Origin of the sequence: Enterobacter sp. ENT03, assembly GCF_019218745.1 — a bacterium.
GTDB lineage: Bacteria > Pseudomonadota > Gammaproteobacteria > Enterobacterales > Enterobacteriaceae > Enterobacter_D.
This window is the reverse complement of record NZ_JAHUXA010000011.1, coordinates 133,512-157,216: the sequence shown is the minus strand read 5'-3', so window position 1 is coordinate 157,216 and position 23,705 is coordinate 133,512. Positions and strand designations below refer to the sequence as shown.

Annotated in this window: 18 protein-coding genes; 8 read left to right on the top strand and 10 right to left on the bottom strand. The window is 56.7% G+C overall.

The window, feature by feature from the left end:
• Positions 1-243: 243 nt before the first annotated feature.
• The 5 genes from KW828_RS15030 to ytfQ all read right to left on the bottom strand — a co-directional run bounded on the left by KW828_RS15030 (position 244) and on the right by ytfQ (position 6,510).
• Positions 244-1,809, bottom strand: a complete 1,566-nt coding sequence (locus KW828_RS15030; RefSeq protein WP_218337079.1) for a methyl-accepting chemotaxis protein — start codon at positions 1,807-1,809, stop codon at positions 244-246.
• Between the two features lie 107 nt (positions 1,810-1,916).
• Positions 1,917-2,918, bottom strand: a complete 1,002-nt coding sequence (gene yjfF, locus KW828_RS15025; protein ID WP_088220591.1) for a galactofuranose ABC transporter, permease protein YjfF — start codon at positions 2,916-2,918, stop codon at positions 1,917-1,919.
• Positions 2,905-3,930: a galactofuranose ABC transporter, ATP-binding protein YtfT gene (gene ytfT, locus KW828_RS15020; protein ID WP_218337078.1), complete on the bottom strand. Its 1,026-nt coding sequence runs from the start codon at positions 3,928-3,930 to the stop codon at positions 2,905-2,907. The genes yjfF and ytfT overlap by 14 nt, the downstream gene beginning before the upstream one ends.
• A 10-nt stretch (positions 3,931-3,940) precedes the next feature.
• On the bottom strand, positions 3,941-5,443 hold the full coding sequence (gene ytfR / locus KW828_RS15015) for a galactofuranose ABC transporter, ATP-binding protein YtfR (RefSeq protein WP_218337077.1): 1,503 nt from the start codon (positions 5,441-5,443) through the stop codon (positions 3,941-3,943).
• Positions 5,444-5,553: 110 nt separating this feature from the next.
• Complete coding sequence (ytfQ, locus tag KW828_RS15010; protein WP_088220588.1) at positions 5,554-6,510, bottom strand: galactofuranose ABC transporter, galactofuranose-binding protein YtfQ; 957 nt, start codon at positions 6,508-6,510, stop codon at positions 5,554-5,556.
• Between the two features lie 399 nt (positions 6,511-6,909).
• Here ytfQ and ppa point away from each other — a divergent pair, with 399 nt between their 5' ends.
• Complete coding sequence (gene ppa / locus KW828_RS15005) at positions 6,910-7,440, top strand: inorganic diphosphatase (RefSeq protein WP_218337076.1); 531 nt, start codon at positions 6,910-6,912, stop codon at positions 7,438-7,440.
• 138 nt (positions 7,441-7,578) lie between these two features.
• Here ppa and KW828_RS15000 read toward each other — a convergent pair whose 3' ends face one another.
• From KW828_RS15000 to tamA, 3 genes are read right to left on the bottom strand one after another with little or no spacing between them, the layout of a single operon-like run.
• Positions 7,579-7,923: a gamma-glutamylcyclotransferase gene (locus KW828_RS15000; RefSeq protein ID WP_218337075.1), complete on the bottom strand. Its 345-nt coding sequence runs from the start codon at positions 7,921-7,923 to the stop codon at positions 7,579-7,581.
• A 2-nt stretch (positions 7,924-7,925) separates the two neighbouring features.
• Positions 7,926-11,702, bottom strand: coding sequence for an autotransporter assembly complex protein TamB (gene tamB, locus KW828_RS14995; RefSeq protein ID WP_218337074.1), 3,777 nt, complete (start codon positions 11,700-11,702; stop codon positions 7,926-7,928).
• Positions 11,699-13,432, bottom strand: a complete 1,734-nt coding sequence (gene tamA, locus KW828_RS14990) for an autotransporter assembly complex protein TamA (protein ID WP_218337073.1) — start codon at positions 13,430-13,432, stop codon at positions 11,699-11,701. The genes tamB and tamA overlap by 4 nt, the downstream gene beginning before the upstream one ends.
• Before the next feature lie 211 nt (positions 13,433-13,643).
• Here tamA and msrA point away from each other — a divergent pair, with 211 nt between their 5' ends.
• Positions 13,644-14,288 carry a peptide-methionine (S)-S-oxide reductase MsrA gene (gene msrA, locus KW828_RS14985; RefSeq protein ID WP_218337072.1) on the top strand — a complete coding sequence of 215 codons (645 nt, stop codon included), beginning with the start codon at positions 13,644-13,646 and terminating at the stop codon, positions 14,286-14,288.
• A gap of 85 nt (positions 14,289-14,373) precedes the next feature.
• Here msrA and KW828_RS14980 read toward each other — a convergent pair whose 3' ends face one another.
• Positions 14,374-15,420 carry a LacI family DNA-binding transcriptional regulator gene (locus KW828_RS14980; protein ID WP_218337071.1) on the bottom strand — a complete coding sequence of 349 codons (1,047 nt, stop codon included), beginning with the start codon at positions 15,418-15,420 and terminating at the stop codon, positions 14,374-14,376.
• A 190-nt stretch (positions 15,421-15,610) separates the two neighbouring features.
• Here KW828_RS14980 and KW828_RS14975 point away from each other — a divergent pair, with 190 nt between their 5' ends.
• The 6 genes from KW828_RS14975 to KW828_RS14950 all read left to right on the top strand — a co-directional run bounded on the left by KW828_RS14975 (position 15,611) and on the right by KW828_RS14950 (position 23,127).
• Positions 15,611-16,765, top strand: coding sequence for a Gfo/Idh/MocA family protein (locus KW828_RS14975; RefSeq protein WP_218337070.1), 1,155 nt, complete (start codon positions 15,611-15,613; stop codon positions 16,763-16,765).
• A 19-nt stretch (positions 16,766-16,784) separates the two neighbouring features.
• Entirely contained in the window at positions 16,785-17,861 is a 1,077-nt protein-coding gene (locus KW828_RS14970) for a Gfo/Idh/MocA family protein (protein WP_218337069.1), read from the top strand.
• Complete coding sequence (locus KW828_RS14965; protein ID WP_218337068.1) at positions 17,862-18,884, top strand: Gfo/Idh/MocA family protein; 1,023 nt, start codon at positions 17,862-17,864, stop codon at positions 18,882-18,884.
• Between the two features lie 165 nt (positions 18,885-19,049).
• Positions 19,050-20,387 carry a hemolysin family protein gene (locus KW828_RS14960; protein WP_218337067.1) on the top strand — a complete coding sequence of 446 codons (1,338 nt, stop codon included), beginning with the start codon at positions 19,050-19,052 and terminating at the stop codon, positions 20,385-20,387.
• A gap of 293 nt (positions 20,388-20,680) precedes the next feature.
• Positions 20,681-22,102, top strand: coding sequence for an L-fucose/L-arabinose isomerase family protein (locus tag KW828_RS14955; RefSeq protein ID WP_218337066.1), 1,422 nt, complete (start codon positions 20,681-20,683; stop codon positions 22,100-22,102).
• The gene (locus tag KW828_RS14950; RefSeq protein WP_218337065.1) at positions 22,102-23,127 is read left to right on the top strand and encodes an L-rhamnose/proton symporter RhaT; all 1,026 of its coding nucleotides are present in this window, start codon (positions 22,102-22,104) and stop codon (positions 23,125-23,127) included. The genes KW828_RS14955 and KW828_RS14950 overlap by 1 nt, the downstream gene beginning before the upstream one ends.
• An 80-nt stretch (positions 23,128-23,207) precedes the next feature.
• Here the strand turns inward: KW828_RS14950 and KW828_RS14945 are convergent, their stop codons facing one another.
• Positions 23,208-23,414 (bottom strand): DUF1107 domain-containing protein, encoded by a 207-nt coding sequence (locus KW828_RS14945; RefSeq protein ID WP_072570318.1) that lies wholly within the window; start codon positions 23,412-23,414, stop codon positions 23,208-23,210.
• Positions 23,415-23,705: the final 291 nt, after the last annotated feature.

The window sequence follows — 23,705 nt, the reverse complement described above, 5'->3', positions numbered from 1 at the left end:
AAGGACGAGGAGAAAAATTTGTGGCAAACTGTCTGTAAAGGCACGATGAGGTCTCTTCTGTATTGTTAGCGCAACCAGTAGATCACACTTCATCGTGCCTTTCATTTTTCTGGGGATACCTCAGCCCACAGGGAGAGGGAACAGATCGAGCGCGGATTCACCTTTATCCCTCTCCCCAGGCAGAGCACTTGCCCGCTCTTCTCCCTCTCCCCCGGGAGAGGGCCGGGGTGAGGGGTAACGTACTTATCCCGCCGTCTGTAATCTGAACGACGCCATGGCTTCCATCAGCGCACGAGACTGTTCTTCCAGCGAACGGGTCGCGGCTGCGGATTGCTGGACTAGCGCGGAGTTCTGCTGCGCCGTTTCGTCCATCTGGTTTACCGCGATATTCACCTGCTCAATGCCTTTGCTCTGCTCGTGCGAGGCGCTGGCGATTTCACGCAGCAAGGTAGTCATACGCATCACTTCACCCGCGATTTCATCCATGGTTTCCCCGGCCTGCATCGCCAGATCGTTGCCTTCGCTGACGTGAGCTTTGGAATCGCCGATCAACGTGCGGATCTCTTTCGCGGCATCGGCGCTGCGTCCGGCAAGGTTACGGACTTCCGCGGCGACCACGGCAAAACCACGCCCCTGCTCCCCTGCTCGCGCAGCTTCCACCGAGGCGTTCAGCGCAAGAATATTGGTCTGGAAGGCAATGCCATCGATAACGCTGAGGATGTCGGCGATACGGTTGGCACTGCCGGCGATATCACTCATTTTTTCGATCACGTAGCACACCATTTCACTGCCGCGATCGGCGGTATCGGAGACGGTTTTCGCCAGCTGGTGCGCCTGTTCGGCGTTGTCGGCATTCTGCTTCACAGTGGAAGTGATCTCTTCCATGCTCGCCGCCGTCTGCTCAAGGGAGCTGGCGGTGGATTCGGTGCGCTGCGCCAGATCCATATTGCCGGCGGTCAGTTCGCGGCTGCCGGTATCAATGTGCGCACTGGCGTCCCGTACACGGGTGACGGATCCCACCAGCGCATGACGCATCTCATCAATAGCGGCGAGCAGGCGGTTGAACTCCTTGCTGGCGGGGGCGGCGCTGACCGGCGTCAGATCGCCTGCGGCCACCTGCTCCAGTTGACGAATCGAGACGTCGAGCGGTTTTAACAGCATGTGACGCAGTACCAGCCATGCCAGTACGATGACCCCGGCCGTCAGCAGCGCGGCAATAATGATAAACACCATGACGCGATTTTTACTGCTTTGCACCGCTTTCACTTCGTCTTTGCCACGGTTTTCGCCCCACGTGAGGAAGGCCTGCATGTCGTTATCGAACTGACGCGATACCGGGATCAGCGTGTTTTCCAGTAGATCGTAATAACCGTCCGGGCTTTGCTCATTGAGCGCTTTCTGCATCGGCACGATGCCCTGCGTATTGTATGCGGCATAGCTTTTCGCCAGGCGGTCCAGCAGCGGTTTTCCGGCCTCGTCATCGACGCCCGCCTCGATCACCGCCTGCAGGCCTTTTTGCGCCTGGGTGATTTCATTGTTGATGCCCTTGACGGATTTTCCGGCGTCATCCAGTAAGCCGACCTCCATCATGCGTACGGCCTGACCGGCCTCGTTGCGGGCGCGTAAAATCAGGTTATACCCTTCATTCAGGCGCGCCATCTGCTCACCCTGAAGGTGATTAATGCGTTGCAGGGAAGAGGAACTTTGCGTGAGGGCGTAAATCCCCATGCCGCTGACCAGCAGCAGGAGTAATGTCATAACGGCCAGTAAAGACAGCAAGCCGGTGCGAATCGATAGCGTTTTTAGCATGATGATGATTCCGGTAGCAGGGATACTTCGTGGCGCAAACAGAGCGTAATTTTGAGTTATCGGCTGCCACCGGAAAATCTTTAGCGTTTTTGAGGTAATTCAGTGTGTTATAGCTTTGTTGCCGCCGTGCTAATGCGTGTCACCGGCGAGCTCTGGCGGTTCTCCCACAACACCGTCAGGCCACGCTGTAGCGCGATAAAGATAAACAGCAGAATGCCAATGGCAATCTTCGTCCACCACGAGCTGAGCGTGCCGTCAAAGTTAATATAGGTCTGGATCAGCCCCTGGATCGCCACGCCGAACAGCGTACCTAATACCGTCCCGACGCCGCCGCTTAACAGCGTGCCGCCAATCACTACCGACGCAATAGCATCCAGTTCCACGCCCACGCCCGCCAGCGCATAGCCCGCCTGGGTGTATACCGAGAAGACAATGCCCGCCAGCGTCGCAAGACCCGTGGAGAGCATATAGATGCGCACGGTGGTGCTGCGCGTGGAGATGCCCATCAGGTTTGCTGAGGTGGCGCTACCGCCGATGGCGTAGACCTGATTACCAAAGCGCGTGCGGTGCGCGAGAAAAATGCCGATCACCACCACGCCGAGCATCAACAGCCCCATCGCGCTGAGCCGTCCACCGCCGGGGATTTTCCACGCCAGGCTGGAAAGCGTGTCGTAAATCGGATGGTTAATGGGAATGGACTCTTCAGACACCAGGTAGCTGACGCCGCGCAGAAAGAACATTCCCGCCAGGGTGATGATAAACGCCGGGATTTTCAGCCCGTCGATCAAAAGCCCCATAAACGCACCAAACGCACAGCCCATCGCCAGCACCAGCGGGAAGGCCACCAGCGGCGACATCCCCCAGAAGCCGATCGCTTTGGCAAGAAAAACGCCGGTAAACGCGATCACCGAGCCTACCGACAGATCGATACCGCCGGAGAGGATCACAAAGGTCATGCCGACGGCAATAATGCCGAGAAAGGCGTTGTCCGTCAGAATGTTACAGATCACCCTGGTCGAGGCAAAACCGGGGAACTGCGTCAGGCAGTAGAGGTAGCCAAGCACGAACACGCCGAGCGTGATCATCAATGGCAGGTTACGTTTTATCATGACCACGGTTCCTTTTAATCAGCGCAATAAATCGCGGGGACTGCACGATCAGCACACACATGACGACGACGGCTTTCACCACCTGATTGAGTTCCGGCGGGAAACCGGACAGCAGGATCCCGGTATTCATCCCCTGAATAATCAACGCCCCCACCACCGACAGCAGCAGGTTAAAGCGCCCGCCCATCAGCGATGCGCCGCCGATCACCACCGCCAGAATGGCATCCAGCTCCAGCCACAGCCCGGCGTTGTTGGCATCAGCGCCGCGAATATCCGCGGTGACGATAATACCGGCAATGGCCGCACACACGCCGCTCAGGACGTAGGTCAGCATCACCACCATGCGCGTGTTCACGCCCGCGTTTTTCGCCGCACGGATATTGATCCCCACCGCCTCGATAAACATGCCGAGCGCCGTTTTGCGGGTGAACAGCCAGAAGGCGATGAGCGTTAACAGCGCGATGATCACTGGCGTCGGAAACAGCAGCAGCGAACCGCTGCCGAGCCACGACAGACTGGGGGCGTTAAAGGTGACGATCTGCCCGGAGGTGATGAGCTGCGCCACGCCGCGTCCGGCCACCATCAGGATCAGCGTGGCAACAAAAGGCTGGATCTTTAAGATCGCCACCAGCACGCCGTTCCATAATCCGGCCAGCACGCCGGATCCGAGCGCGGCCAGGATCACCACCGGCAGACTGTGCCCGGCGACGGTCATCGAGGCCGCCGTCGCCCCGGCAATGGCCATCACTGCGCCGACAGAAAGATCGATGCCGCCGGTGGCGATCACCAGCGTCATCCCAATCGCCAGCAGCGCGACGGGGGCGGCGCGGTTAAGAATATCAATCGGGCTGCCGAACAGGCGGCCATCCTGCAAAATCACCTGATAAAAGTGCGGCGCGACCAGGCTGTCCACCACCAGCACCAGCAGCAAGGCAATGATTTGCGGCGTACCCACCGGCCAGCTGAAGCGGCGTTTGGGTTCCCCCGACCGGGGCAGAGACTGAGGCATCACATGCTTCTCCTTAGGCCGCAATGGCATTCATGATCGCCGGGACGGTAAGTTCCGCCAGCGGGATCTCCGCGACCTGTTTGCGATCGCGCATGATGATCACCCGATCGGCATAGCCAACCAGTTCTTCCAGTTCGGAGGAGATGACCAGCAGCGCCAGACCGTCGGCGCAGAGGGTTTCGATAAGCCGGATGATCTCGGCATGCGCGCCCACGTCGATGCCGCGCGTCGGCTCGTCGAGGATCAGGAACTGCGGCCGTGTCAGCAGCCAGCGGGAGAGCAGCACTTTTTGCTGATTGCCGCCGGAGAGAAATTCAATCGGCTGTTCGGCGCTCGGCGTGCGGATCCCCAGCTGACGAATAAAGCGCGCGGCGATCTCATTCTGCTCTTTACGCGGGATTGGTCGCAGCCATCCGCGCTGGGCCTGTAGCGCCAGAATAATATTTTCCCGCACCGAGGCGGCGGCAATAATGCCGTCGGTTTTACGATCTTCCGGGCAGAAACCAATGCCTAGGCAGGAGGCCTGGTGCGGCGAGCGCAGCGTTTGCGGTTTGCCTTTGATCAGCGCCGTGCCCTGATCGGCGGGTTTGATACCGAAGATCACCTCAGCGGTTTCGGTACGTCCGGAGCCTAACAGTCCCGCCAGGCCAACGATTTCACCGGGACGAACCTCAAGATCGAAGGGCGCGATCACGCCTTTTTTGCCGAAATCTTTAAACGCGGCGACCGGTTTGTCGCTGAGCAGCGTGCGCCCCGCCCGTTGCAGAGCGTTGTTGTCCAGTTCACGGCCAAGCATCATTTTAACCAGCTCGATTTGCGGCAGTTCCCGCGTCTCTTTGCAGCCGACAAAACTGCCGTTGCGCAGCACGGTGATGCGGTCGCTGACGTCATACACCTGATCGAGAAAGTGGGTGACAAAAATCAGGCTGACGCCCTGATCGCGCAGCTGGCGCATCAGGGTAAACAGCATCTCCACTTCCTGAGTATCGAGACTGGCGGTAGGCTCATCGAGGATCAGCACTTTGGCTGAGAGGTCGATGGCGCGGCAAATGGCGACGATCTGCTGCATCGCCACGGAAAAGCGGTTGAGCGGCTCGCGCACGTCGAGAGAGAAGCCGTAGGACTCCATCAACGCGGTGGCGCGTTTTTCCATCTCTTTACGGCGCAGAAACCCGAAACGCCGGGGTTCGCGGCCAATAAACAGGTTATCCGCCACCGACATATTCGGCAGCAGGTTCACTTCCTGATAAACGGTGCCGATCCCCAGTTGCTGGGCATGGGCGGTATTTTTTGGCGCGATAAGTTCGCCTTCCAGATGAATGGTGCCGCGCTCAGCGTGATACACCCCGGTCAACGCTTTAATCAGCGTCGATTTTCCCGCGCCGTTTTCACCGAGCAGCGCCATAATTTCGCCGCGCCGCAGGCTGAAATCGACGTTATCCAGTGCCTTGACGCCAGGGAAGAATTTGCTTAAGCCCTCTGTCCGGAGGATTTCCTGGTGCTGTTCAGTGGTCATGGTTCCCCCTGCATCAAGCCGGATGGCGCTACGCTTAGCCGGCCTACAAAAGCGTGTACTGTAGGCCGGGCAAGCGCAGCGCCGCCCGGCTTTTTTCCTGGCTTAAAGGCTTAATAGCCCATGTTTTTCTTCTTCTCTAACTCTTCTTTCGCCGTATCCGGCAGGTAGAGCGTGGATTTGGTGATGGTGACTTTTTCAGGCTGGGTGCCGTCTTTTTTGAATTTTTCCAGCGCATCGAATGCCGGGCCAGCCATGTTTGGTGTCAGTTCAACGCTGGCATTGGCTTCGCCGTCGATCATCGCTTTGTAGATGTCCGGTACGCCGTCGATGGAGCCGGTCAGAATGTCTTTGCCCGGTTTGAGGCCCGCTTCTTTGATGGCCTGGATCGCGCCGATCACCATGTCGTCGTTATGGGCGTAAACCATGCAGATGTTCTTGCCGTTGTTTTCCGCTTTAATAAAGCTTTCCATGACCTCTTTCCCTTTACTGCGGGTGAAGTCGCCGGACTGAGAACGAATAATTTTGATGTTAGGGGCTTTACTGATCGCCTCGGCGAAGCCTTTTTTACGGTCGATGGCGACGCTCGCGCCCACCGTACCCTGTAGCTCCACCACGTTACACTGCTTGTCGCCGACGGTTTTCACCAGCCATTCGCCAATCAGCTTGCCTTCCAGCACGTTGTCTGCGGTAACGGTGGTCATGTAGAGCGATTTATCTTTCACATCAATGTTACGGTCGAGCAGGAAGACCGGGATCTCCGCTTCTTTTGCTTCTTTCAGTACCGGCTCCCAGCCTGTCGCCACGACCGGCGCAATAAAGATCGCATCCACGCCCTGGGCGATGAAGGAACGAACGGCTTTGATCTGGTTTTCCTGTTTTTGCTGACCATCAGCAATTTTCAGGGTAATACCCCGCTTTTCCGCTTCGCTTTTCGCGACGCTGGTTTCTGCGGCACGCCAGCCGGACTCAGATCCGACCTGCGAAAAACCGACGGTAAGGGGTGCGGCCATCGCCATAGACGACATGGCTGCCGAAACTGCTGTGACAAGAAGTAAGCGCTTCCACATAGGGACATCCTCGTAGGGTTATTGTTGGCTATAACTTCACCTGCCTGGACACTATAGACAACCAGAGATGTAACAGAATGCGTTACATCACACTTCGGAAAAGTGAATGAAAGGTTAAGAAGCAGATGAGATCCAGCGCGCGAAAAGTGACGTTTTAACAGACCTTTGACATACCTGAAATTTGCGGAAATTTTACCTGCGTCAGGGTCACGGAATGCGTTGTGTAAACGCTTCCACAAATTTATTCAGTATGCAGCTAACTTTATGGACAATCCGCGCGTCAGAATGCTCCGGATCCGCCGATTAGCCGACTGAACGGAAGAAAACAGCCAGAGACATTCCCGAGGAGTTGGCTATAATACCCGGCACTTGTTTGCACACATTTTAAAGGAAACAAACATGAGCTTATTGAACGTACCTGCGGGCAAAGATCTGCCAGAAGACATCTACGTGGTTATCGAGATCCCGGCCAACGCCGATCCGATCAAATATGAAATCGACAAAGACACCGGCGCGCTGTTTGTTGACCGTTTCATGTCTACCGCAATGTTCTATCCGTGCAACTACGGCTACATCAACCACACCCTGTCTCTGGACGGTGACCCGGTTGACGTGCTGGTGCCGACGCCGTACCCGTTACAGCCAGGCTCTGTGGTGCGCTGCCGTCCGGTTGGCGTGCTGAAAATGACCGACGAAGCGGGCGAAGATGCCAAGCTGGTTGCGGTTCCGCACACCAAACTGAGCAAAGAATACGATCACATTAAAGATGTGAACGACCTGCCGGAACTGCTGAAAGCGCAGATCACTCACTTCTTCGAGCACTATAAAGATCTCGAGAAAGGCAAATGGGTGAAAGTGGACGGCTGGGACAACGCAGAAACGGCGAAAGCTGAAATCGTGGCCTCTTTCGAGCGCGCAGCGAAGAAATAATTCCGTATCGCGGGTTTATTTAAAGCATGACTAAAAACGAACCCTGCTTATGCAGGGTTCGTTTTTTTATTTCTTTTAAAAGCCAAAGTAAAAACTATCGCGCTTTAATCAGCCGGCAGACCGCGCCCGCCAGGGGGATTAATACTGATCCCGATCCAGCCAGTTTCCGGATTCTATCCATGTGCGTCCGTCGACCGGGCGCTGGTACACGTACATCCATGCGCTGCCGTACGGTGTCTGGATCAACTGACGTTTATACTCACCGCCTGCGGTGCGTAATGCATCCAGTTCGGCAAGGGTCGCCGAATCGATACGATAGACTTCACCCTGCACATGACCCGTACCCGGCACCGCGCCGGGGTAGTGGCCGAGGCTGTACAGTCGAAAATCTTCAACATTGTGATCGCCCAGCCACTGAGCGTTGGTCATCCAGTGGCTGTTGCCTTGCTTGCGTCGTAAACTGCCGTAGACAAATATTCGCATTGCTAAAACTCAAACTGATAGAGCAAATCAAGTGCCTGATCTATGCCAGACACCGCTTCGAGATAAAGCTTAGGCATCAGGCGATAGCGCAGCGTGAGCGTTGCCAGAGAATCAAAAATACCCACTCCATACTTCACCTGCAGACCCGGCAGTACGTAACCGCTGACCACCACCTGGGAGGAGTCCCCCACGCCGGCAGTATCCAGTGCCAGATTGCTGACGCCGAACGTCTCGCCGATTTTACCCACAACCTGCCCACTTTGTGCAACCCCCAGACCAACAAGGGCCGAGGTCATTGCCGCGCTGTCGCTCTGATCGCTATCGAGCGGCTGGCCACGCAGTAAATAAGAGAGCGCTTCCTGCTGCGACATCGCCGGATCGGAGAAGATCTCCGCCTTCGGTTCGTCGGCGGTACCGGTCACCCGCACGCCAGCAATCACATCGTTTTCGGTGGCCTCGGGGTTACGGATCGCTTCAATGTTAAGTAAAGGTTGATCCGGTGGACCCGAGAACAATAACTCACCTTTGCGCACAATCAAATCCTGACCGTAGGCATGGAAGCGTCCTTCGGGGATATTTATTTGTCCGTTCAGGCCAAGCCCTTGATTATCCTGAGCAACTTTTAAATCACCGTTCAGACGTGCTTTCAGGCCAAACGCGTCCATACGCACGTTATTGCCGACATGCACGATAAGGTTGCTGTTGATCGGGATGCTGGCGGACTGCGGTTTCTCCGGTTCCAGGTTGGCATTCAGCATGACTTCGTCGTTAGACACGCCGACCGCGCTCTCTGGTACGTCGTGTACCACGATGCGCGCCCACGGAATATCAATGCTGCCATCAAGGGTGAACAGATCCGGCGTGGCGACAAACACCACATCCGGCGACGCATCGAGACGGATCATCGGCGGCACGGTAATGCGCACCTTGCTGCCTTTGGCGGCAACCCGTGCGCGCCAGTTGTCGAGCTGGCTCCAGTCTGCATCGCCGCTAAGGTTGATCTGCCCCTGCTGGGTGCGCACCACCCCCTGAAGCGTCGAACTCTGACCGTTAAAGTTCATCGCCAGCTGGCTCGGCTGCATGTCGAACGGCATAAAGTTGCCGTCGATGTCCACGCCGTTCAGTTGCATTTGCCCGAACAGCTGTGGACTCTGCGCATCCCCCGCCAGCCGCAGGTTCGCACTCAGCGTACCCGCCGCTTTTTCGCCACGGGAGAAGATAGCGTTGACCATGCCGATGGAGAAGTTGCGGATATTAACGTTGCCGCCCAGATTACGCCGCCCCTGCGGATCGATGATCTGCACCTGGCCGTCAAACTGCCCGTTATTGGTCAGCCGCATCATCCAGCCCAGATCGGCCCGGTTGTCGCGCAGCCGCGCATTAAGATTTAGGGTGTCGAAAGCCACCAGCAGCGGCGCGTCATTAATAGTCTGCGTGACACGCACGTTGCGCCCGGAGAGGGTCACTTCACCCTGCGGCAGCCCTTCTTTCGTTGTATCCCAGCTCACATCGGCCTTACCGCTGAAAATACCGCTGGCCTGGGTGGCATTCGGCATAAAGGGTTTGACCATCGCCAGATCGAAGCGATTAAGGTTCACCACCGCGCGCCCTTCGGCTCCGGCGTCGATGGTTTGCGGCACGCACAGTTCCGCATTCGGGTTATTCCAGCAGTGTGGCCCGATGCTGATCTTCTGCTCCGCGTTGCGGTAATCCAGCGCAATCGCCCGATTAAGGGACCACGGCCCGACCGGGGTGGCAAAGCGGGTATCGCTCAGGCTGCCTTTCCAGCGTTCGGTGGCGCGATCGAAGCTGCCCGCGAGCTTGAGCTGACCGGATACCGGCTCGCCCTGCACACGCAGCTGTAGCGCATGCTGCTTCTCACTGCCTTTTGCCTCCAGCTGGACCAGGCTCAGGTTAACGCCCGGCTGCACGATGCGCTCAGCGCGCACGTTGAGGTGGCCGGCGATCTGATCGGTGGACTTCACATCGCCGTCCACGCGCACACTGGCGACGGACAGCTCCTGCCAGCGCAGTGCGCGGGCGGTAATATCTGCCAGCACCTGCGGGGCCTCCACGGTGCCGCGCACTTTCACCAGGCCTTTTGCCGTGCCGCCAAGCCCCGGCAGCGCGTTATCCAGCCCCGGCGCGTTAATCACCGCATCGAGGTTGAGATCTTTTACGCCCAGCTCGCCTTTCACCTCGGCGCTGTTCGGACCCAGTTGCAGATGCAGACCGGGGATCACCCATTGCAGATAGCTGTTCCCTTTCAGGGAGCCGTCCACATCCACTTTATTTTGCTTAACGTTACCGGTGATTTTCAGCTGCGGAATATCCATCTGCCAGGTTCCGCCGTACAGACTGCCACGGGTTTTGATAACGCCGTTCAGTTTTGACGGCCAGTCCGGGAATTCTTTCGCGGTATTGATGCCGTTCAACGTCAGATCGCCGCGCCAGCTGATTGCCTGCTGCCAGTCGAGCAGCGCTTTCAGCTCGGTCTTGCCCTCCAGCGCCGCAATGGTCAGCTTATCGAGATTGATCTGCTGCTCATTACCCTTCGCATCCAGCAGAATAGTGGCAGGCGGCACGCTCTGCCCTTTCACCGCGGTGCGGAACGACAGGGTGTAGTCGGTCATTTTGCCGCTGAGCTTCAGTTTCAGATCGTCGGCCTGATACTCGCGCTCGCCGGTAAACGGCCAGTACAGCTGCTCGCTCACCACCTCCAGGTTCAGCGGCAGACCCGCTTCGGCAAGCTGCGTTTGCGCACGCAGCACCATATCCACCGGGCCGGAAAGATTAATGCCAACGTCGAGCGTGTCACGCAATGCGCCGCCCACCTTGAGCTTCACTTTCTCGCCTTTCAGCGGCTCGACATTCAGCGTGCTGTTGAGCGTCAGATCTACCGGCCAGTTATGGCTGAGCTGCGCAGTACCGGTGGCGTTGACCGTGCCCTGGTTTGAGTCGATGTCCAGCGCGTCGAGGGTCATATTCCCATCCTGGGTACTGACTTTCAGCAGCATGTTACGCACCAGAATGTCGGTATCGCCGGTCAGCCGCAGGGATTCGCCGCGAAACTCCTCGATATTGAGATTCAGCGGTAGATGTACGTCGGTCATTTCCGGCAGCACCGGCTTCGAGAACAGGTCTTTCAGCGTTTCACCCAGCGGCTTTTCATCCGGATGCGGGTTATTGATCTTCGGATCGACCACCTCTTCCTGCGCCACTTCCGCCACTTTTGGCAGCGCGATCAGCAGGCCCTGAAGCGTAGTCGGCTTCAGCGTCAGGTTTTTCTCCTGCCAGTTCAGCCCGCTGGTGAATTCGATCAGCGACACGGTGGTGTCGTCAATTTTGATATTGATGTTATTGAGCGCCACCCGGCTCAAGGTGATGGCGTAAGGGGTGGAGAGATCCAGCGGGCCGGTATCCTCTTCTTCCACCTGCTCAGACTTCGGCATTTTCTTGCTGTCTATCACCACGTTAATGTCTTTTAGCGACAGATCGTTCACGCACAGGCTGGAGTCACGCAGGCAGCCGAGTTTCACCGCCAGATGAATATCCCCGGCGTTAACCGCCACGCCAGGCTGCGTGTAGCGCAGGTTTTTCAGATGCAGATCGCGCCAGCCGCCGGTGACCTGGCCAATTTCCAGCCCCGGTACCCAGCGATTGGCGGCCTTAAACAGCGTATGCAGGCCGGTGGTGGTCCCCACCAGAAACGCCACGGTGCCCAGCAGCAGCAGGATAAAGATCAGTACGCCGAGGCTTATTTTCTTCCATAAACTCATAATTCAGGCCCCAGACCGATGTAAAACTGTAATCCATGCTCGTCTTTGTCGCCGACAGGGACGGCGAGGTCGAGCTTGATCGGGCCGACCGGCGATTGCCAGCGCACACCGACGCCTGCGCCGGTTTTGAAATCGCTGCGGCGAATGTCGCTTACCGCTTCGCCGCTGTCGATAAAGGTCGCACCCCACCATTTCCCGGTGACGTTGTACTGGTACTCCAGCGAGCCGGTCGCCAGTTTCGACGCCCCTTTCAGCTTGCCGTCATTATCTTCTGGCGAAATGGATTTGTATTTATAACCACGAATACTGCGATCGCCACCGGCGAAGAAACGCAGATCCGGCGGCACTTTGTCGAAGTCGCCGGTTTCGATCCAGCCGAGGTTGCCGCGCGCCACAAAGCGATGGCGATCGTACAGCGTGCGGATCCAGACGTTCTGCGCCTGTAATACCGAGAAATCGACGTCCGAGCCCCAGGCGGTATTGGAGTAATCAATGGAGTAGCGCTGGGAATCGCCCCAGGTCGGCATCAGGCCGCCGCGCGAGCGGGTACGGCTTATCATCACGCCCGGATAGAGCAACATCGTGGTGTGGGTGACGTTGCCCTGGGTAAAGTGATCGAGACTCCAGCGCAGGTTAATGGCGCGTTGCCAGCCGCTGGAGAGATCCCAGTAACGGGACACCGCAAGCGTGGTGGAGTCGGCTTGCGTATCGTTCAGATCGGTACGCTTCAGGCCACCCTGCACCAGGTAATACTGCTCCAGCGGATTTTTTAACAGTGGCACTTTGTAGCTGAAATCCAGCTGCTGCTCCGGGGCAGAGATGCTGGCGTTGGTGGTCAGGCTATGGCCGTAGGAGTTCATCCACGGTTTTTTCCACGAGGCTTTTACCCGCGGTCCGACGTCGGTGGAATAGCCGACGCCGGTTTCAATGGTGTTTTCCGTGCGCGGCGACATCACGCCATGCAGCGGCAATACTTTGGTTTTACGCGATTTTTCAAATTCAGGGGCGACGATCACCGAGTTAAACCAGCCGGTGGCAGACAGGCGACGGTTCAGCTCTGCCAGGTCTTTGGTCTGGTAGTAATCGCCCTCTTTGAAGGGCACCAGATTTTGCAAATACTCTTCGCGGATTTGCGAGCCTTCAAACGTGACCGCGCCAAAGCGGTAGCGCGTGCCGCTGTCGTAATCAATATCCCAGAACGCCTGATGGCGATCGAGGGCAACACCCAACTGGCTTTTATTAAACTGACTGTCGAAATAGCCTTTGCGCAGGGCAACGTTGGTCAGGGATTTTTTGAAGCTGTCGTAATCGTGGTGATTCAACACAGTACCGATGGCCGGACGGGTTTTCAGCAGGTCGAGATAATCATGATCGGTACGTGCGCCGCCGCGCAGGATCACGTCCGTACCGCCGATGCGTACCGGTTCACCCGGCGACACGCGGGCGATCAGCACCTGGCGGCCTTTCGCCGGAGGCGGTCGCAGATCAAACTCAATGGTCGGCTCGTAGTAGCCAAGCGCCTTCAGACCATCACGGATCGCATCATCCACGCGAGCGCGAAAGCGGCGATCGGGGGTGACCTCATCGCTTTCAATCGTCGATAGCTGTGCGCGGACGTTTTTTTGTAGCGCGCCTGATAACCCCTCAACCTGCAAACGGACGTTAGCCGCAAAGGCGTGACCGCTTGCCAGCAGTAAACTGGCAACACATATAAGACGGATCTGTGGCACGTTCTCTCCTGAATATCCTTGTCCTGGCCCTGGAAGGAAACCAAAATGCCGCTCCCGGCTTAACAATAATTCAACAATGCGGGTTGAAAAACAGACGACAACCTCAATATTTCTTATGTTTAAATTTAGCCGTATTTAAGGCACTTATTGTGTTAAAAGACGAGCGCCGTTACAACCCTAACCACAATTCCCTTTCCCCGGAGGCCACACCGTGAGTCTATTTGATAAAAAACACCTTGTTACTCAGGCGGATGCATTGCCGGGCCGTAACACACCGATGCCAGTTGCCAGCCTGCATGCGGTCAATGAGCATTCGATGACGAATGTCCCGGACGGGATGGACGTCGCATTTTTCGCCATGGGCTGTTTCTGGGGCGTTGAACGTTTGTTCTGGGTTTTACCGGGCGTTTACAGCACCGCCGCCGGGTATATGGGAGGCTATACGCCGAATCCGACCTATCGCGAAGTGTGCAGCGGCGACACTGGCCACGCCGAAGCCGTGCGCGTCGTCTACGATCCGAACGTCATCAGCTATGAGCAACTGTTGCAGGTTTTCTGGGAGAATCACGATCCGGCTCAGGGGATGCGCCAGGGCAACGATCACGGCACTCAGTACCGCTCGGCGATTTATCCCCTGACGCCAGAGCAGGACGCCGCGGCGAAAGCGAGTCTGGCGCGCTTCCAGGCCGCTATGCGTGCGGCGGGCGACGATCGCGAGGTCACCACCGAGATCAAAACCGCCGGGCCGTTTTACTATGCGGAAGATGACCACCAGCAGTATCTGCATAAAAATCCGTACGGCTACTGCGGGATCGGCGGGATTGGCGTCTGTCTGCCGCCACAGGGTACCGCGTAATCTTCTTCCCTCACCCGGTCCTCTCTCTGGGGAGAGGGGGAAATCAGGCCCGCGCTCGATCTGTTCCCTCTCCCTGGGGAGAGGGTTAGGGTGAGGGGAAAACCTGCGCCGCATGGCGGGTCGCCTGGCTGACCGTTCCGCCCTCCACCAGCCGCCCCGGTAGCAGCAGATTAAACACCGGGGCCTGCGGGCGGTTCAGGCGCGTCTGTAACAGATGCACCGCCTCCACGCCCAGTTCGCGACAGGGCACCGCAATGCCGGTCACGCTGGCGTCCAGTTGCCCGCGCACATCGGTGCTCATCAGCGCCAGATCCTCTGGCACACGCAACCCGCGCTGTGCCAGCACGCGCTGGATCCCTGCCGTCATGTCGGCGCTGCCGCACAGCAGCGCCTGCGGCCATTGTTGCGCTGGCCGCGCGTCGAGCCACTGCGCCAGTCGCTGTGCGGCCTCGTCGCCGCTAAAACCTTCTGTCACCAGCAGATTTTCTTCGCCATCAAAAGCCACATGAAAGTGGCGGTACGCCTCTTTAATACCTTCCAGCCGCACATGCAGCGTTTCGCGTCGCAAAGTCGTGATGGTGAGAATACGCCGGTGGCCGTGGCTAAACAGATGGTGCGCGGCGTTAAAGCCGATGGCCCGGTGATCCGGCGATACCGCGTCAAGGTGGCTTTCGCGGTTACTGGCGTTAATTAACACGCAGGGTTTGCCGAGGGTTTGTGCCAGCCGATGAATGGCCGGATCGTCGACGCCAATAATAATCAGCGCGTTGATATTTTTGTGCCCTGCTTTCGCGAGGAACAGCGCCAGATCGGCTTCCTGCTCCTCCAGGCTGCAATAACTGAGATAAACATCATGGGCGGCGGTGGCCTCCGCAATGCCGCGCGTGACCGCATGATAGAAGGTATCGCCGCGCGCGCTGAACGTGCGGGCCGGCGCAAACACCGCGATGCCGTTGATCAAGAGGCGTCCGCAGGCCAGCTCATCCAGCACGCCGAGCCGCCGTGCGCAACTGACGATCGCCTCACGCGCCTGTTCACTGGTGGCGGATTTCCCGCTTAACACCCGCGACACAGTGCTGACGGAGTAGCCCGTTTGCGCGGCAATCACGTCCATTTTCAGCTTTCCTGCCATAGTGTGATCCTACTCTCAATCAAAAACTGCAAATTTTTGCAGCGTCAGTATGATGATTTTAAAACCCTTTTTCAGATTGCCGCGCAGTTTCCTCCCTGGCCTGCGAGCATTCTCACAAATTGTATTTGTCGCACTTTTGCCGCCTCTTTATTTTGCCGGTATCCCCCTGCTTTATTCACGAAGGTGAAACATGAAAAAGGTTCGTTTTGGCATTATCGGCATCGGTAATATCGGCACCGTGCACGCCCGCTATCTGCTGGCCGGAAAAATCAGCGATGCCACCCTGGCTGCGGTGTGCGATAACAATCCCGCGAAACATAAGGCGATCCGCGCGCTGACAGGCGATGACGTGCCGCTGTTTGTTGATGCGCAGGCCATGCTGGCAAGCGGGCTGATCGACGCGGTGATCGTCGCCACGCCCCACTACGATCATCCGGGTTTATCGATGATGGCGATGCGTCAGGGCATTCATACACTGTGCGAGAAACCAGCGGGCGTCTACACCGCTCAGGTGCGGGAGATGAACGCCTGCGCGCGGGAGTGCGATGTGGTGTTCGGCATGATGTACAACCAGCGCCCGGAGCCGCTGTATCAGAAAGTGAAAGATCTGATCGACAGCGGTGAACTGGGGGAGATCCGTCGCTCGAACTGGATCATCACCAACTGGTATCGCTCGCAGAGCTATTACAACTCCGGCGGCTGGCGGGCAACGTGGAAAGGCGAAGGTGGCGGCGTGCTGCTCAATCAGGATCCGCATCAGCTCGATCTCTGGCAGTGGCTGGTGGGCATGCCGGTGCGCTTGCGGGCGTTCTGTCACTTCGGCAAGCACCGGCAGATTGAAGTCGAAGACGACGTCACCGCCTATGCGGAATATGCCAACGGCGCAACCGGCGTGTTTATTACCAGCGTGGCGGAAACGCCGGGCACGAATCGCCTGGAGATCACCGGCGATCGCGGCAAAGTGGTGGTGGAAGACGGCAAATTACGTTTCTGGCGGCTGCGTGAATCTGAAACCGACTTCAACGCCCGCTGGCAAAACGGCTTTGGCGAGCCGGAATGCTGGGAGATCACGGTCCCCGTCGCCGCGCCTTGCAGCGATCACCAGGTGATCACCGCCAATTTCACCGCCGCTATTCTACGTGGCGAGGCGCTGATCGCACCGGGATGCGAAGGCATCCACGGCCTGACGCTCTCCAACGCCATGCACCTCTCTACCTGGACCGACGACTGGGTCACTCTGCCGCTGGACGAGGCGCACTTTCTGACGTTGTTAAAGGCGCGCATTGCGCAGTCGGTGGAAAAAAACGTTGAAAATCGAACCCTGGACGCTTCCGGGACCTGGTGATGGCCAAAGGAAAGAGATCATGAATAAGCAGGATGGAATGAACTATGCGCCGCGCGGCAAACCGCAGCCGGTGGTGGTGGCGGGCGAATTTGTCTTTGCCGCCGTCGCGCTCGATCACGGGCATATTTACGGCATGTGCAACGGCCTGACGGAAGCGGGCGCAACGCTGAAATGGGTTTATGATCCCGACCCGGCGAAGGTCGAAAAATTTCGCCAGCAGTATCCACAGGCACAGGCCGCGGCATCGCTGGATACGGTGTTAAACGATCCCGAAGTGAAGCTGGTTGCCGCGGCGGCGGTCCCCTCGGAACGGTGCCCGCTGGGGCTTACGGTGATGGCGGCCGGAAAAGATTATTTCACCGATAAAGCGCCGCTCGTAAGCCTCGAACAACTGGCGGATGCGAAAGCGATGGTGGCGAAAACCGGGCGCAAGTACGCCGTGTATTACAGCGAGCGGCTGCATGTGGAGAGCGCCGTGTTTGCCGGGCAGCTGGTGGCGCAGGGGGCGATTGGGCGGGTGATCCAGACGCTGGGCACCGGGCCGCACCGCGAAGGCACCGGGCGGCCGGACTGGTTTTACGATCGCCGTTACTACGGCGGCATTCTGTGCGACATCGGCAGCCATCAGATCGAACAGTTTCTGTTTTATACCGGCAACCAGGACGCGCGCATTGTGGCGAGCCAGGTACGCAACGTTAACCATCCGCAGTATCCGACCTTTGAGGATTTTGGTGATGCCATGCTGGCGGGTGCGAACGGCGCAAGCGGTTATTTTCGCTGTGACTGGTTTACGCCAGACGGCCTGTCCACCTGGGGCGATGGTCGCCTGACGCTGCTCGGCACGGACGGCTATATCGAGATCCGCAAGTATATCGACCTGACGCGCGGCGAACAGGATGTGTTGTATCTGGTGAATCAGTCGGGTGAGTTCCGCTATCCGGTGGCCGGAAAAATTGGCTTTCCCTATTTTGGCGAGTTGATCCAGGACTGTCTGCATCGCACCGAAAACGCCATGACCCAGGCGCATGCCTTCAAAGCGGCGGAGCTGTGCGTGCGGGCGCAAATGCTGGCAAATGCGCATCAGCCGGAGGCGTAAATGGACGGGCTAAACGTCGCGATTATTGGCGCGGGGGCGATCCACGGCTGTCATAGGGCGGCGCTGCAACACACGCCGGGCGTCCGTCTGCGCGCGCTGGTGGACATCGACGCTGAAAAAGGCGCGGCGCTGGCCCACCGTTACGGCTGTTGCTTTTATACGGATTATCGCGAAATGCTGCTCGATACGCGCATTGACGCGGTGCATATCTGTACCCCGCATCATCTGCACCGGGAGATGATCATCCAGGCCCTTGCCGCCGGAAAACACGTGTTCAGCGAAAAGCCCCCCGGCTTGTCGCTGGCAGATGTGGCGCTGATCCGCGAGGCCGCCACCGCTGCCAGAGGGCTGCTCGGCGTCTGTTTTCAGAACCGATACAACCCCACCAGTCAGGCGATCCTAAGGCAACTGGCGAGCGGCGCTATCGGCACTCTGCGCGGCATGAAAGCCAGCCTGACGTGGTCGCGCGGGGAAAACTACTATACGCCCGGCGGCTGGCGCGGACGCTTTGCCACCGAGGGCGGCAGCCTGTTGATCAACCAGGCGATCCATACCCTCGATCTGATGCAGTGGTTCGCGGGCGGGGTAACGCGGCTAAAAGGCGTGGTCGACAGCACCTTATTACACGGACTTATCGAGACAGAAGACAGCGCGATGGCGACGCTGGAATTCACCGGTGGGGCGCATGGCGTGTTCCATGCCACGACGTGCTACTCACGGGATGCAGCGCTGGCGCTGGAGATTGACGGCGAAAAGGCGTGTTTACGACTGGAGGAAAATCAACTCTGGCGCATTACCGATAAGGATCGCCTTCTGCTCGCCACGGATAGGCCGCCGAGCGGCGATGGAAAAGGTTACTGGGGCGACGGTCACGGCCGGGCGATACAGCAGTTTTATGCCACCATCCGCGATCCCGCGCACCCTGCGCATGTCTCTCTTGACGAGGCTGCCCGCTCGCAGGCACTGGTGGACGCAATCTATCGATCTTCGCAGATCCGCCAATGGATAAGTCTGGCGAATTGAAGGCGGTGCTTTCCTGACCAGCCCGTTCTGGCAACCCAACGCTGCCTTAGGCTATACTACCCCTGAAATTGCGGGTCAATCTTCCACGACCCGCATTTACTTTGCTTTACCACATAGATTTTCAACCTTCCCCTTTCGAGGATCTGGCCTATGGCTGGATAAGATATGTTAAACAGTATTTTACTAATACTCTGTCTGATCGCTGTGAGTGCGTTTTTCTCGCTGTCGGAGATTTCGCTCGCCGCTTCCCGTAAACTCAAACTTAAACTGATGGCCGACGAAGGCAATATCAATGCCATGCGTATCCTGAAAATGCAGGAAACGCCGGGGATGTTCTTCACGGTGGTGCAAATTGGCCTGAATGCGGTCGCCATTCTTGGCGGTATCGTGGGCGATGCGGCGTTTTCACCGGCCTTCTATAATGTGCTGATCAACGTCATGTCACCGGAGCTGGCCGATCAGCTCAGCTTTATCATTTCCTTCACCCTTGTTACCAGTATGTTCATCCTGTTTGCGGATCTCACTCCGAAACGCATCGGTATGATTGCGCCAGAAGCGGTGGCTTTGCGCATCATCAACCCGATGCGCTTCTGCCTGTTCCTCTTCACGCCGCTGGTGTGGTTCTTCAACGGTCTGGCAAACGTGATTTTCCGTATTTTCAAACTGCCGATGGTGCGCAAAGACGACATCACCTCTGATGATATTTATGCAGTGGTAGAAGCCGGTGCGCTGGCGGGCGTGCTGCGTAAGCAGGAGCACGAGCTTATCGAGAACGTTTTTGAACTCGAATCACGTACTGTGCCGTCGTCGATGACCTCGCGCGAAAACATCATCTGGTTCGATTTGCATGAAGATGAGCAGAGCCTGAAGAATAAAGTGGCGCAGCATCCGCACTCTAAATTCCTCGTCTGTAATGAAGATATTGACCATATCATCGGCTATGTGGATTCCAAGGATCTGCTGAACCGTGTGATTGGCAACCAGAGCCTGACGCTGGTCAATGGTGTGCAGATCCGCAATACGCTGATCGTGCCGGATACCCTGACCCTCTCCGAAGCGCTGGAAAGTTTCAAAGCGGCGGGGGAAGACTTCGCGGTGATCATGAACGAATACGCGCTGGTGGTGGGCATTATCACGCTGAACGATGTGATGACCACGCTGATGGGCGACCTCGTCGGTCAGGGCCAGGAAGAGCAGATCGTGGCACGTGATGAGAACTCATGGCTGGTTGAAGGCGGTACGCCGATTGACGACGTGATGCGCGTGCTGGACATTGACGAGTTTCCGCAGTCCGGCAACTATGAAACCATCGGCGGTTTTATGATGTTCATGCTGCGTAAAATCCCGAAACGCACCGACTCGGTGAAGTTCAACGGCTTTAAGTTCGAAGTGGTGGATATTGATAACTTCCGCATCGACCAGCTGCTGGTGACGCGCATCGACAGCAAGCCGACGGTGCTGGTGCCGAAAATGCCGGATAGCGACGAGAAAGGCGCGGCGTAATTCCCCTCATAATCCCCACGATGTTCCGTGGGGATTATCATTCACTCGTTGAATATATAATAATTCCCGTCCTCCCCCATTAACGCCTTTTTATTTCTGCTTTATTTCTGCGTCCTGCCTGTTACCAGGTAAATGTGATCCTCTGCACGGCAATCATGATATTTATGCCATGGTTTTACCCTCTGTGGCACTCATCAGCATGAATTAAATCACCAACGCGCTACTGTCCAATAACGTCATTTCTCTGTGACGCACTTTCTCTGAACCTTACCAAAACAACTAACAGGTATTCTATGAAAATTGGACTTTTCGGCATTGGCCTGGATACTTATTGGCCGCAATTTGACGGACTAAAAAATCAACTTAATGCTGCATTGCAGCACGTTTCCCAAAAACTTATTCAACAAGGCGTTACCGTCGTTGAGGGCGGTCTGGTGGACGGTACAGAAAAAGCCGACGCCACCGCCGCGCTTTTTAAAGAGCAACAGGTCGATGTGCTGGTGCTTTATATTACGACGTATGCGTTGAGTTCTACGGTGCTACCCCTGGTACAATATTGTCGTGTTCCGGTCATTATTCTGGCGCTTCAGCCACTGCCCGACATCCCGCGGGCCGCCATCAATACCCTGACCGACCGCGGCGCCCGAACAGGGCAATGGCTGGCACACTGCCAGGCCTGCACCGCGCCGGAACTGGTCAATGTTTTTCAACGCGCCGCCATTCCTTTTGAACTGATAGTGGGGTATCTGGACGATCCTGATGCCTGGCGAAAAATGGATGCCATCCTGACGGCGCTCACTATTCGCCAGCAATTACAGTGTTGTACTGTGGGCGTGCTGGGACATTATTACAACGGCATGTATGACGTCTATTCCAATATGACTAATTTGAGCGCGCAACTTGGGGTGCGTTTTAAAGTTCTGGAAGTCTGCGAACTGGTAGAAGATCTTTCCCGCATTAACGAGGCCGATATTAACCATAAACGCGCAGAGATAAATAAGACGCTCGACGTCGATCCGGGCTGTGAAGAAAATGAACTGACCAGGGCCGTAAATACATCAATTGTGCTTGATAATCTTGTCACCCGACATCATTTAGGCGCACTGGCTTATTATTATGAAGGCGCACCAGGTTCGCTGCATGAAAATATTATGACCTCCGTTATTCTGGGAAATACGCTCCTCACTCACCGCCAGGTGCCGGTCGCCGGAGAGTGCGAAATTAAAAACGTGCTGGCGATGAAAATATTCAGTCTGATGCAGGCAGGCGGTTCGTTCTCTGAGCCGTATGGCATTCATTTCGTTAATGATACGGTGCAATGGGGGCACGATGGTCCTGCGCATCCGCTGATGTCGGCGCATAAAGTCAGGCTGGTGCCATTACCGGTGTACCACGGTAAACCCGGTAAAGGCGTGTCGATCCAGATGAGCGTTGTCCCCGGCCCCGTCACCTTCTTGTCGGTCGTGGAAAAACAGGATGGCACCCTGGTGCTGCAATACGCGGAAGGCGAGTCCGTTGCCGGCCCGGTGCTGGATATTGGCAATACCAACAGCAACTATCGCTTTCCACTTTCGGCTCGCGAATTCACTGAACGCTGGTGCCTGGGTGGACCGGCCCATCATTGCGCTATCGGTCTGGGGCACCGGGGAGAGGTGATTGAGCAACTGGCAAAATGGACTGGCGTTACCGCGTATAACGTTTGCGGGAGGCAATAATGGACGCTTCCGTGGGACTGGGCATTTTCTATCACCTGCTGGGCGCCCTGGCGGCGGCCTCGTTTTATATCCCTGTTAAGCTGGTTAAGAACTGGGAATGGGAAGCCTCGTGGCTGGTCAACGGCATCGCTTCCTGGCTTATCATGCCGCTGCTGGTGTCATCGCTGTTGCTGCCGAACGTCCTTACGTTTTTCCTCGCCATTCCCCCGCAGGTGGCCGCCAAAACATTCGTGTTTGGCGCGCTATGGGGACTGGGAGGCTTAACGTTTGGCATGACGCTGCGCTATCTGGGGTTATCAGTAGGGTATGGCGTGGCAATCGGCATCACGTTGGTTGTCGGCACACTCACTCCGCCGCTGCTCAATGGCACGCTGATGACCTTATTCACCCATGCCTCAGGGCTGATGGCGCTGGCGGGCGTCGCCATCGCCGTCGTGGGCATCGCGCTGACCACCCTCGCGGGTCAGAAGAAAGAGCGATCTAAAGGGGTACAAAATAGCGAGCTGAATGTGCGTAAAGGCGTGGCGATTGCCATCTTCTGCGGCATCACCAGCGCATTTATGGCGTTCGCCATCGATGCCGCCGGGCCGATCCAGGCCATGGCGCTGGCCGCGGGCGTTGACCCGTTGTATCAGGTTATGCCCGGCTACGTCATTATCATGCTCGGCGGTTTTGTCACTAACGCCATCTATTGCCTGTACCAGGCGAAGCGCCACCATACCTTTGCAAAAATCAGGCGCGATCCTTCCCATTTCTGGCGGAATGTTATGCTTTCTGCCACGGGGGGCGTGATCTGGTATATGCAGTTTTTCTTTTATGGCTGGGGACATGTGCAGATGTCAGCGGTCAATCTGGCGTTTGTCAGCTGGACTTTTCATATGTCCATGCTGGTGCTGTGCGGTGGCCTGTGGGGGTTGATACTGAAAGAGTGGCGTAACAGTGGCAGAGCGCCGTTGTCTTACCAGCTTGCGGGAATGCTGGTGATTGTGCTTTCAACATTCATTATTGGTATCGGTGGCAGTTAGCCCCTGCGCCAGAAACATCAACGGCCCCTTTGGGGCCGTTTGCATAGTAGTTTTAGGCGAACAACTGCATAGCACATCAATTACGCCAAATCAGACTGCAAGCGCAGTACCTGGCGGTTAACTTCAGACATTACCGAGTAATGCTGTTTGTCTTTTACTTTCGGCAGCAGGATCTTACCCTTATCAAACTCGAAAGCCCCGACGTCCTTGATGTACAACCGTCCACGGAACAGGATTTTTACGTATTTCGCTACCTGCAGCGGGTTGTATCGTTGGAAAATTTTCATTGTTGTCTCTCTTATGCTGAGTCTACGCCCTTGCGGTACCACAATCGGACCGACTGTTATGAACGCAAATTTTGTTGCTCAATGACTATAGATCACAAACCCTCTGTTACCCAGTTTGCAGCAGGTTATTTACCGTTTGATGACAATTAATCAGAATATTCTTTTCCGTGTTGAAACAGAGGCAGTATAAGTCTTCGTTTTTTTACAAATGTGTGCGTTATGCCGCAAAGTGGCATCAGGATTGCGAGAAAACCGGATCGATCGCACTTATGATTAAATTGTTAAGACCAA